This is a genomic window from Pseudomonas sp. M20 (genome assembly GCF_045037865.1).
GTDB lineage: Bacteria > Pseudomonadota > Gammaproteobacteria > Pseudomonadales > Pseudomonadaceae > Aquipseudomonas.
Genome location: NZ_CP173611.1, coordinates 6,555,258 through 6,566,848, shown reverse-complemented (window position 1 = coordinate 6,566,848; position 11,591 = coordinate 6,555,258). Strand labels below are relative to the sequence as shown.

10 protein-coding genes are annotated in these 11,591 nt (G+C 59.9%); 7 read left to right on the top strand and 3 right to left on the bottom strand.

What is annotated here, in order from left to right; genetic code table 11:
- Window positions 1–99: 99 nt before the first annotated feature.
- Entirely contained in the window at window positions 100–1,749 is a 1,650-nt protein-coding gene (locus ACI514_RS29275) for an acyl-CoA dehydrogenase family protein (protein ID WP_405122818.1), read from the bottom strand.
- 97 nt (window positions 1,750–1,846) lie between these two features.
- On the bottom strand, window positions 1,847–4,201 hold the full coding sequence (locus ACI514_RS29270) for a 7TM diverse intracellular signaling domain-containing protein (protein WP_405122817.1): 2,355 nt from the start codon (window positions 4,199–4,201) through the stop codon (window positions 1,847–1,849).
- A gap of 303 nt (window positions 4,202–4,504) precedes the next feature.
- On the opposite strand from ACI514_RS29270, the gene ACI514_RS29265 reads away from it, so the two are divergent.
- The 4 genes from ACI514_RS29265 to ACI514_RS29250 all read left to right on the top strand — a co-directional run bounded on the left by ACI514_RS29265 (window position 4,505) and on the right by ACI514_RS29250 (window position 8,023).
- A complete protein-coding gene (locus tag ACI514_RS29265; protein WP_007909650.1) occupies window positions 4,505–5,302 on the top strand; it encodes a hydroxymethylpyrimidine/phosphomethylpyrimidine kinase in 798 nt (265 codons plus the stop codon).
- An 18-nt stretch (window positions 5,303–5,320) separates the two neighbouring features.
- The gene (gene thiE, locus ACI514_RS29260; RefSeq protein ID WP_160059530.1) at window positions 5,321–5,944 is read left to right on the top strand and encodes a thiamine phosphate synthase; all 624 of its coding nucleotides are present in this window, start codon (window positions 5,321–5,323) and stop codon (window positions 5,942–5,944) included.
- Between the two features lie 15 nt (window positions 5,945–5,959).
- Entirely contained in the window at window positions 5,960–7,243 is a 1,284-nt protein-coding gene (gene hemL, locus ACI514_RS29255; RefSeq protein WP_160059531.1) for a glutamate-1-semialdehyde 2,1-aminomutase, read from the top strand.
- A 225-nt stretch (window positions 7,244–7,468) separates the two neighbouring features.
- Window positions 7,469–8,023: a tetratricopeptide repeat protein gene (locus tag ACI514_RS29250; RefSeq protein ID WP_003228518.1), complete on the top strand. Its 555-nt coding sequence runs from the start codon at window positions 7,469–7,471 to the stop codon at window positions 8,021–8,023.
- A 110-nt stretch (window positions 8,024–8,133) separates the two neighbouring features.
- On the opposite strand, the gene ACI514_RS29245 is transcribed toward ACI514_RS29250, so the two are convergent.
- Window positions 8,134–8,463 (bottom strand): DUF1820 family protein, encoded by a 330-nt coding sequence (locus ACI514_RS29245; protein ID WP_003185742.1) that lies wholly within the window; start codon window positions 8,461–8,463, stop codon window positions 8,134–8,136.
- 133 nt (window positions 8,464–8,596) lie between these two features.
- Between ACI514_RS29245 and miaB the strand changes: the two genes are divergently transcribed.
- The 3 genes from miaB to ybeY all read left to right on the top strand — a co-directional run bounded on the left by miaB (window position 8,597) and on the right by ybeY (window position 11,588).
- On the top strand, window positions 8,597–9,925 hold the full coding sequence (miaB, locus tag ACI514_RS29240) for a tRNA (N6-isopentenyl adenosine(37)-C2)-methylthiotransferase MiaB (RefSeq protein WP_160059532.1): 1,329 nt from the start codon (window positions 8,597–8,599) through the stop codon (window positions 9,923–9,925).
- A 177-nt stretch (window positions 9,926–10,102) separates the two neighbouring features.
- Complete coding sequence (locus ACI514_RS29235; protein ID WP_034153779.1) at window positions 10,103–11,101, top strand: PhoH family protein; 999 nt, start codon at window positions 10,103–10,105, stop codon at window positions 11,099–11,101.
- Window positions 11,094–11,588, top strand: a complete 495-nt coding sequence (ybeY, locus tag ACI514_RS29230) for an rRNA maturation RNase YbeY (RefSeq protein WP_160059534.1) — start codon at window positions 11,094–11,096, stop codon at window positions 11,586–11,588. The genes ACI514_RS29235 and ybeY overlap by 8 nt, the downstream gene beginning before the upstream one ends.
- The last annotated feature ends 3 nt before the right edge of the window (window positions 11,589–11,591 follow it).

Here is an 11,591-nt window from a genome sequence, read left to right as displayed (position 1 = left end):
CTTGTAGGAGCTGCCGAAGGCTGCGATCTTTGGATCTTGTTGTTTAGAAGATCAAAAGATCGCAGCCTTCGGCAGCTCCTACAGGGGATGTGTGGTGGGTCAGAGAATCTGTGGGGTTGAGCGGGCGACGATGGCTTCGACGTCCAGCCCACGCGGCAAGGCGCCGTAGACCCGGCCACCACCGCTCAGACGGCTGGCAATGAAAGCATCGCTGACGGCTGAGTTTCCCCCCTCCAACAGAAGCTTGGCCTGCAAACCAAGCGCAATGTCCTCAGTCAACTGCCGCGCCCGATATTGAATGTCGCCCGTATCCTTGAACTGCGCCTGCAACTGCTGAATGTGCGCAGCCAAGCGCTTGTCGCCATGCCCATCGCCCAACTCGCTGAACAACACATCCAGCACACCCGGCTCTTTCGACAACGCGCGCAGCACGTCCAGGCATTGCACATTGCCGGAGCCTTCCCACGTCGAGTTCACCGGTGCCTCGCGGTACAGGCGCGGCAGGATGCTCTCTTCGACGTACCCGGCGCCGCCCATGCACTCCGCCGCTTCGTTGATCATCCCCGGCGCACGTTTGCAGATCCAGTATTTGCCCACCGCCGTCACCAGCCGGGCAAATTGCGCTTCATGGCGATCGTCCAGATGATCCAGTGCCTTGCCCATGCGCAGACTGAGCGCCAGTGCAGCTTCGCTTTCCAGGGCCAGATCGGCCAGCACGTTTTGCATCAGCGGCTGTTCGCTGAGCAGTTTGCCGCCGACCTTGCGATGCGCGCAGTGGTGGCTGGCCTGGGTCAGCGCCTGACGTATCAACGCGCTGGAACCGACCATGCAATCGAAGCGAGTCATTGCGACCATTTCGATGATAGTTGGCACCCCGCGCCCTTCCTCACCGACCATCCACGCCAGCGCGCCACGAAACTCCACTTCGCTGGAGGCGTTGGACTGGTTGCCGAGTTTGTTTTTCAAGCGCTGGATATAGAACTGATTGCGCGTGTCGTCCGGACGATGGCGTGGCAGCAGGAAACAGCTCAAGCCCTTGTCGGTTTGCGCCAGCGTCAGGAAGGCATCGCACATCGGTGCCGAGCAGAACCACTTGTGCCCGACCAGTTCATAGGCCTGACCCGGACCGCTGGCGCCGACCGGATAAGCCTTGGTGGTGTTGGCGCGCACGTCGGTGCCGCCCTGTTTCTCGGTCATGGCCATGCCGATGGTAACGCCGGCCTTGTGCGCCATGCCGACGTTGCGCGGATCGTATTCAGTGGCGAGGACTTTCGGCAGCCATTGCTCGGCCAGATTCGGCTGCAAACGCAGGGCTGGCACGCTGGCGAAGGTCATGGTCAACGGGCAACCGCTGCCCGCCTCGGCCTGACTGTGCAGATAAGTCATCGAGGCGCGGGCGACGTGGGCGCCATCCTGTGGATGCGCCCATGGCAGCGAAGTCAGGCCATGCTCGATCGCCGTGCGCATCAGCTCGTGATAAGCCGGGTGAAATTCCACCAGATCGATGCGATGGCCGTAGCGGTCATGGCTGGCGAACACAGGTTTGTTCTGATTGGCGAGGAACCCGGCTTCCATCAGCGGTCCACCGGCGAGCGCGCCGTAGGCATCGATTCGCGACTCGGCCCAACCGGCACCAAAGCGCCGCGACCACTCCTGCAATGGCAGGTCGATGCGGTACAGGTTGGTACCGTCCAGCGACGGTGGCTGGTTGGTGACTTCGTGGGTTTCGGCGAACTGATGCAGGTTCATGACGGGGCTCCTTAATGCAACCAAGGAACTCAGTTAAGCACCGCACTGCAACCGGTCAAAGTGTCATATCAGCCGAATTTGCGGCGCTTTTACCTTGTCAGCAGCACAGCACCCGCCGTGCCAGCGCAGATTGCAGGTCTTCGAATTTCACCGGTTTGTTCAGGTAATCGATCGCTGCACCGGTGGTGCACAGCTCTCGATCAGCGTTCAACGCCAGCATGAACACTGGCAGGTTGGCGCATCCGGGTAAGGCATGAATCTGGCAGCACAATGACGCGCCTTCATGGCTCGGCAACTGGCAGTCGATCAATACTGCATCCACCGTTTCACGCTGCAGGCATTCGAGCGCCGCCGCACCGTTGTCGGCACTGCGCACGCGGAAGCCGAGCTTGAGCAACATGCCGCGCATCACCAGTTGATTGACGCTGTTGTCGTCCACCAACAACACCGTGCAGTCCTGCGGTGCACGTACGCAATCGTGCGAAGGCGCAGAGATCGGCGCAGTTTCCACCACCGGCAGTTCGAACTCGACATCCAATTGGAAGCGGCTGCCGCGCCCAGGTTCCGAGCGATGAGTGAGTTTGCCGCCGAGCAACTCGACCAACTGTCGGCAGATCGCCAGACCGACGCCCAGCCCGCCGTATTCGCGGGTCATCGAGCCGTCGAGCTGGAAGAAGCGCTGGTACATCGTCGCTTCGCCCAAATCAGTGAACCCGATACCGGTGTCGATCACCGCAAACGACAGCGCCAGACGATTGCCCGTCGACGGTTTGCCCGTCACGCGCAACGCCAACCCACCAACACGGGTGAACTTGATCGCATTGTCGAGCAGGCATTCCAGGCATTGCGCGAGTTTGGCGCTGTCGCCGTGCAGGCGATCCGGCAGGGTTGGCAGTACTTCAACCTTGAAGTCCAGCGACTTGCTCGCCGCGTTACCGTCGAACTGTACGCGCAACGCCTCGACCACTGCGCGCAGACTGAAACTGCCCGGCGCAGCCTTGAGTTTGCCAGCCTGCAATTCAGTGAGGGTAAGGATGCCGTTGACCATACGCATCATGTCTCGCGCGGAACCGGCGGCCGTCTGCTGGTATTGCTCCAGCTCCGGATCAAGCTCGACCGTCTGCATCAATTCCAGCGAACCGATCACACCGTTCATTGGCGTGCGCAGTTCGTGGGTCAGGGTCGCCAAGAACTCATCTTTGAGCTTGTTGCTATGGGCCAGTTGCTGGTTGAGCACTTCGAGTTTCTGCCCGGCGTCGTACAGGGTCTGCGCCTGTTGCTCACGCATGGCGTTGATGCGGTCGGCCAGTGCCAGTGACAGCAATGCCACCTCAATGGCCGAACCGATCTGGCTGGCGTACATGGTCAGGAACACGTTCGGCAGCAATCCCAGCACCATCAGCGTGTTGACGATGCCGCCGAGCAGAAACGCCGACCAGGCGATGATGAAATAGCGCGCCACGCGCAAGCCGCGCCACCAGGCCAGAATCCCGGCGGCAAAAATCACCACGGTAAAGGTCAGTGCCAGCGTTGTTGCCAGGCGCAGGGCCAAGGCGTAACTGGTCATCAGCGACAGACCGATGACCAACGCACCGAATGCAATGAGTCCGATCAGCAAACGATCGAGCCAGCGGCTGTGGGTTTTGGTTTGCAGGAAACTGCGGGCGAACTGGCTGCCGAACAAGCCCGCGCAACCGATGAAGAACGGCGTGGCGGCGTTGGCCCACCATGGATTGTCCGGCCAGAAATACTCGACGGCGGCGCCATTCACCGACAACTGATAAAGGCCAAACGAGGCAATATAGAAGATGTAGTAGAGATAGCTGGTATCGCGCACGCTAAGGAAGATGAACAGGTTGTAAACCACCATCCCCAGCAGAACGCCGTAAATGATGCCGAGCACATACAAGCGCACCGGCTGATCTTCGAGGTAAGCCGTGCTTGACCATAACGTCACCGGCGCCTGGATTGACCCTTCGCTGGCCAGTCGCAGATACACGGTCTGCGTTTGATCCGGCTTGAATGAAAGGTCGAACAGATAGTTGTTCTGGCGAATCTCGCGGCTGGCGAACGGCAAGGCATCGCCGGTTTGCCGGACGAGGCGGTAGTCGCCATTGGCGTCGGCCGTATAGAGATCGAGATGGTCGAGCGGTGGATAAGCCAGTTCCAGCAGCCAGGTGCGCTGGGCGGCGGGATTGCTCGGACGATAATGCAGGTCAATCTTCAGCCAGAACGCCGAGCGTGAATAACCGGCATTGAGCGTGGCTTTATCGTGAGGTTTGAAATTGCCGGCGGCAGCTTGCGCACGAACATCGGCAATGCTCGCCTGACCGCTCGGGTCTTCGAACACTTGCAGCGACCGGCCCAGAGGGAGGCTCTGGGTAAATTCGTCGAATTCGACGGCGCTCGCCATAAGGGGCAAGCAGAACAACAACATCAGCAAATAGCGCATTGAAGCCCCAGCGTGGCTCGTCCGGTTGTGTCAGGAAGCCCCCCATTCCCTTTGAGTAGACGTAAAACCGGTATTACCTGTTATTGGTTTGGATCCAGACTAGCATAGCCGTTGATGGCCATTGAGCACCATTGAAATTTTTCCTACAAAGGCTCTAGAACGGGCGTTCCAGAGCAAAGCAGCGAGCTAGAGCTGTTGAGTTGGTCAGCTTGTGACAGAGCGGTCGGATTCTCCTGCCAGATTATCGGCCCGGGACAACGGCACTGAACCCGAAAATCAGCTTTGGTGGTAAGCTCGCGCACCATGAATATCTACAGCTCCCGCCCCGTTGTCCTCTGTCTCTCCGGCCACGACCCAAGTGGTGGCGCCGGCTTGCAGGCAGATATCGAAGCCTTGCTCGCGCAGGGTTGCCATGCGGCTCCGGCCGTCACCGCCCTGACCGTGCAAGACACCGTCAACGTCACTGACTTCCGCGTCCTCGACCGTGAGTGGGTACTGGCTCAGGCCAATGCCGTGCTCAACGACTCCGAAGTCGCTGCGGTCAAACTGGGCATGCTCGGTTCGCTGGAAATGGTCGACACCGTTGTCGAACTGCTTTCGGCGCACCCGCACTTGCCGGTGGTCTGCGACCCGGTGCTGCGCGCCGGTGGTGGCGGTCGCCTGGGCAAGGACGAGGTCGGCTATGCGATGCGCGAGCGTCTGCTGCCGCTGTCGATCATTGCCACGCCTAACCTTCCTGAAGCGCGCATCCTCGCCGAATTGCCAGAAGGCACCGCAGACGAGTGCGCTGAAAAACTCCTGCCGTTCGTCAAAAACCTGCTGATCACCGGCGGCCACGGCGACGAAACTGAAATCCATAACCGCGTGTACAGCCGCGATGGTCTGCGTGAAACCTTTATCTGTCAGCGTCTTCCGGGCAGCTATCACGGTTCCGGTTGCACGTTGGCCAGTGCTTTGGCCGGTCGCCTGGCTCAGGGCGAACACCTCGCCAGCGCCGTGCGCAGTGCATTGGATTACACCTGGCGCACCCTGCGCGATGCCGAACAACTGGGCAAAGGCCAGTTCGTCCCGCGTCGCCTGCCGCTGGATTTCTGCTCGTAACGTCGTGAGGTCTGCCCGATGAAACTACGTGGCCTGTATGCCATTACCGACAGCGCACTGCTGGCGGGCAAGTTTCTGTCTTACGTGGAGGCGGCGCTGGAAGGCGGCGTCACCCTGCTGCAATACCGCGACAAGAGCAACGACGAGGCCCGCCGTCTGCGTGAGGCCGAAGCGCTGCGTGATCTGTGTGAGCGCTACAAGACGCAGTTGATCATCAACGATGACGCTGAACTGGCGGCGCGCCTTAACGTCGGCGTGCACCTCGGCCAGACCGACGGCCCGCTATCGCCGACCCGCGCCCTGCTCGGTTCAAAAGCGATTATCGGTTCGACCTGCCACGCGCAACTCGCGCTGGCCGAACAAGCGGCCAAAGAAGGCGCGAGCTATGTCGCCTTCGGCCGCTTCTTCAACTCCAACACCAAACCCGGCGCGCCGACCTGCAGCCTCGATCTGCTCGACGACGCCAAGCGCACGCTGCACCTGCCGGTCTGCGCGATTGGCGGCATCACCCTCGACAACGCCGCACCGCTGGTGGCCCACGGGGTCGACCTGCTCGCCGTGGTTCACGGACTGTTCGGTGCCGAGAGCAGCGCCGAAGTGACCCGCCGCGCCCGCGCGTTCAATGAATTACTGAAAGTCTGATTTGAGAGCCCGATCATGTCTCGTTCCGAAACCCTGTTTGCCAATGCCCAGAAACATATCCCCGGTGGCGTGAACTCGCCCGTTCGCGCGTTCAAGAGCGTTGGCGGCACGCCGTTGTTCTTCAAGCACGCTGAAGGTGCCTACGTCACTGACGAAGACGACAAGCGTTATGTCGATTACGTCGGCTCGTGGGGTCCGATGATCCTCGGCCACAGCCACCCGGACGTGCTCGACGCGGTGCGTAATCAACTGCAACACGGCTTGTCGTACGGCGCGCCGACTGCGATGGAAACCGAGATGGCCGACCTGGTCTGCTCGCTGGTGCCGTCGATGGACATGGTGCGCATGGTCAGCTCCGGCACCGAAGCGACCATGAGCGCGATCCGTCTGGCCCGTGGCTACACCGGCCGCGACAGCATTATCAAGTTCGAAGGCTGCTACCACGGTCACTCCGACAGCCTGCTGGTCAAGGCCGGTTCCGGCGCACTGACCCAAGGCGTACCGAGTTCGGCCGGCGTGCCGGCGGCATTCGCCAAACACACCCTGACCCTGCCGTTCAACGACATCGACGCTGTGGAAAAGATGCTCGCTGAAGTGGGCGAGGACGTGGCGTGCATCATCGTTGAGCCGGTTGCCGGCAACATGAACTGCGTACCACCGGCACCAGGCTTCCTCGAAGGCCTGCGTTCGCTGTGCGACAACCATGGCGTGGTGCTGATTTTCGACGAGGTGATGACCGGTTTCCGCGTTGCCCTCGGTGGTGCTCAGGCGTACTACGGGGTCAATCCTGATTTGACCACCTTCGGCAAAATCATCGGCGGCGGCATGCCGGTCGGCTGTTTCGGCGGCAAGCGCGAAATCATGCAGCGCATCGCGCCGCTGGGCCCGGTGTATCAGGCTGGTACGCTGTCGGGTAACCCGCTGGCGATGGCCGCTGGTTTGACCACGCTGCGTCTGATCAGCCGCCCGGGTTTCCACGCCGAGCTGACTGACTACACCACGCGTCTGCTCGACGGTCTGCAACAGCGCGCTGATGCCGCTGGCATTCCGTTCGTGACCACCCAGGCTGGCGGCATGTTCGGTCTGTACTTCAGCGGCGCCGACGACATCGTCACCTTTGAAGACGTGATGGCCAGCGACGCTGCACTGTTCGGTCGCTTCTTCCACCTGATGCTGGAAGGTGGCGTGTACCTGGCACCGAGCGCCTTCGAAGCCGGTTTCACCTCGATCGCCCACGGCGAAGCCGAGTTGAAACTGACCCTGGACGCAGCCGAACGCGCCTTCGCTGCACTGAAGTAATCGCCGTACCGCTGACGTTGGCTATGGCCAGCGTCAGCATTCACCTACACCCGCGCTGTTTTTCCGATGCTCCTGCTAAAAATCTCCCCTAAAGTGGGCGATATATTCCCCGCGCAGCAGAAAAACGAGTAAAGACTTTGTAAGGTTGGCCCTGCTTATTTCATAATGCGCGCTTATTGGATCCCTCGATGGGTCCGCGTGCCCTTCAGAGGTAAGTCGATTCCCATGAACCGCACCGGCCGCACCCTTGCCTTGGGCTGCCTGTTGCTCCTTCAGCCCCTGCTCGCGCATGCACAAGCAGGCGGCAACTCGTTGTTGATCCCGGCGATGGGTCGTTGCACCCTCAATACTCAGCCGCAAGACGTCACGCAGGCACTGGCCGCCTGCCAGAAAGCGGCGGATGAAGGGGATGCGCAAGCGCAATACGAGTTGGGTGAGTTCTACTACGACGGCAAAAACGCGCCGCGCGACCTCAATCAAGCCCTGAGCTATTTCGAAAAAGCCTCGTTGCAAGGCCACGCTCAGGCTCAGTTCAAGCTCGGCACGATGTTCTTCCACGGTGAAGGCGTGCAGGCCAACAACATTCAGGCGTATATCGTGCTGAAGATGGCCGCGGTCAACGGCGCTGAAGATGCGCTGGATACGGCTGACGAAGTTTCCGAAAAAATGTCCCGCGAAGATCTCGAGACTGCCACGCAAGTGCTCGGGCAAATTTTCCGTAAATACCTGATGGAATTGCAGAGCGCCGATGGGCGTACGCCGTTTTCGCCTCTTCCCTGATTTTTGCGCCGACCTTTCCGGCCCCTTCGCGAGCAGGCTCGCTCCCACATTGGAATGCATTCCCCTGTGGGAGCGAGCCTGCTCGCGAAGAGGCGACTCGGTGTTAAGGCTTACTTCTCAGGCATCGGCATCGGAAACGGCATCACATTGCCGACCGCGCCGCGGGCTTCGCTGATTTTCGGGGTGCCCAGACGCTCCACTTCGTCGATGCGCACAATCGAATGCATCGGCACAAAGCTGCGCACCACGCCTTCGAACTGCGCCTTGAGCTTTTCTTCGCTCGGATCGACGACCACTTGCGTGCGCTCGCCAAAGACGAACTCTTCCACTTCCAGAAAGCCCCACAGATCACTTTGATAGATCTGCTTGGCGTACATTTCGAACACCTGGCCCTGGTTGAGGAAAATCACCTTATAGATTGGAGCTTCGCGTTTGGTCATGGCGGGGGGATAACATCGGGGATAAAAATGAGGGCGCAAACTATAGCATAGCCACCGGACGCGCAGCGGTAGGAACCTGAAGGCTTGTTCCCTATAATGCGCGGTTCTTTGAATCACGTGATGACCCTAATCCATGGCCAAGAAGCTTTACATCGAAACCCACGGTTGCCAGATGAACGAGTACGACAGCTCGCGCATGGTCGATCTGCTGGGTGAACATCAGGCCCTGGAAGTCACCGCACGTGCCGAAGACGCCGACGTGATTCTGCTCAACACCTGCTCGATCCGCGAGCGCGCACAAGATCGCGTGTATTCGCAGCTCGGCCGCTGGCGCGAACTGAAACTGGCCAACCCGGAGATGGTGATCGCCGTCGGCGGTTGCGTGGCCAGCCAGGAAGGCGCGGCGATCCGCGATCGCGCGCCGTACGTCGACGTGGTCTTTGGCCCGCAGACCCTGCACCGCCTGCCGGAAATGATCGACGCCGCGCGCATCACCAAGATGCCGCAGGTCGACGTCTCGTTCCCGGAAATCGAAAAATTCGACCACTTGCCCGAACCGCGCATCGATGGCCCGAGCGCCTACGTGTCGGTGATGGAAGGTTGCAGCAAATACTGCACATTCTGCGTGGTGCCTTATACCCGTGGCGAAGAAGTCAGCCGGCCGTTCGACGACGTGATCGCCGAAGTCATTCACCTCGCCGAAAACGGCGTACGTGAAGTGACGCTGCTGGGGCAGAACGTCAACGGCTATCGCGGTACGACCCATGACGGTCGTCTGGCTGATCTCGCCGAATTGATCCGTGTTGTCGCCGCCATCGACGGCATCGACCGCATTCGCTACACCACTTCGCACCCGCTGGAGTTCTCGGACAGCCTGATCCAGGCCCACGCCGATGTGCCGGAGCTGGTCAAGCACCTGCATTTGCCGGTGCAATCGGGTTCCGACCGGATTCTCGCGGCGATGAAGCGCAACCACACCGCGCTGGAATACAAATCCAAGCTGCGCAAACTGCGCGCTGCCGTGCCGGGCATTTGCATCAGCTCGGACTTCATCGTCGGTTTCCCCGGCGAGACCGAGAAAGACTTCGAACAGACCATGAAGCTGATTGCCGACGTCGGTTTCGATTTCTCTTATTCCTTCGTCTATAGCCAGCGCCCGGGCACCCCGGCTGCCGATCTGGCGGACGACACCCCGGAAGAGCTGAAGAAGGAACGCCTGAACGCGCTGCAGCACCGTCTGAATCAGCAAGGTTTCGAGATCAGCCGACAAATGGTCGGTTCGATCCAGCGCATTCTGGTGACCGATTATTCGAAGAAAGACCCGGGCGAACTGCAAGGGCGCACCGAGAATAATCGTATCGTCAACTTCCGCTGCGACAATCCGACCTTGATCGGCCAGTTCGCCGACGTGCATATCGACGCGGCGCAGCCGCATTCGCTGCGCGGCTCGCTGATCCAATAAATGCAAAAGATCGCAGCCTTCGGCAGCTCCTACATGGATTACATTCCCCTGTAGGAGCTGCCGAAGGCTGCGATCTTGACGGTCTCGACGCCAAGAATATTTAAGAGCTTTCGCACCCACGCCTCTGGCGTTATCCTTGATTTCATCTTAATTGCCCCAGGGCGGCTAAATACGACCTTGAACGCACCCATAGAACCACATCGTTTTATCCTCGAGCCCTTTGAGGCTCGCCGCTTCGCCAATCTGTGCGGGCAATTCGACGAGCATTTACGCTTGATCGAACAGCGCCTGACCATCGAGATCCGCAACCGCGGAAACCAGTTCGAGCTGATCGGCGACCCCAAACTCACCACGTCTGCGGAAAATCTGATTCGTCGCCTGTACCGGGAAACCAAGGGTTCAGAGCTGTCGCCAGATACGGTGCACCTGTTCCTGCAGGAATCGTCCGTCGTCGAGCTGGACAACCACGCCCCCGCCGAAGCCTCCGTCGCCCTGCGCACCAAGAAAGGCATGATTCGCCCGCGCGGCTTGAATCAGTTGCGCTACGTGAAGGAAATCCTCGGCAACGACATCAACTTCGGCATTGGCCCGGCCGGTACCGGCAAGACTTATCTGGCCGTTGCTTGCGCTGTCGATGCACTGGAGCGTGAGCAAATTCGCCGCATCCTGCTGGTGCGTCCGGCGGTTGAAGCGGGTGAAAAACTCGGCTTCCTGCCCGGCGACCTGTCGCAGAAGATCGACCCGTATCTGCGCCCGCTCTACGACGCGCTCTACGAAATGCTCGGCTTCGAATACGTGGCCAAACTGATCGAACGTCAGGTGATTGAAGTTGCGCCGCTGGCCTACATGCGCGGTCGTACGCTGAATAACAGCTTCATCATTCTCGACGAGAGCCAGAACACCACCGTCGAACAGATGAAGATGTTCCTGACCCGGATCGGCTTCGGTTCCACCGCCGTCATCACCGGTGACATTACCCAGGTCGACCTGCCGAAAGGCACCAAGTCGGGTCTGCACCATGTGATCGAAGTGCTCAAAGACGTGCCGGGTATCAGCTTCACTCACTTCCAGCCTAAAGACGTCGTGCGCCATCCTTTGGTCCAGCGGATCGTCGAAGCCTACGAGCGCTTCGAAAACCGAGACGAAGCCCCCAAGGACACCTCGCGAAATGCTTGAGCTAGACCTGCAAATCGCGACTGAAGCAAACGCGCCGAGTGAAGCCGACTTCCGTTTGTGGTGCGAACTGGCCCTGCGCCAGCGCACCGCCGACTCGGAAATGACCATTCGTCTGGTCGACGAGGAAGAAGGCCGCGAGCTCAATCACACCTGGCGTCACAAGGATTACGCGACCAACGTCCTGTCGTTCCCGGCCGAAGTGCCCGACGAGTTTCTCGACATCCCATTGCTTGGCGATCTAGTGATCTGCGTGGCCGTGGTCGAACGCGAAGCCGCCGAACAGGGCAAGGAACTAAAGGCCCATTGGGCGCATCTGGTCATTCACGGCTGCTTGCATCTGCTTGGTTACGACCATATGGATGACGAGGAAGCCGAAGAAATGGAAGCACTGGAACGCGAGTTGCTTGCCGAATTGGGCTATCCCGATCCGTACGCGGACGACGAAACCGAAACATCCCCTATCGTTACAACAAAGGATTCAGAGTAATCG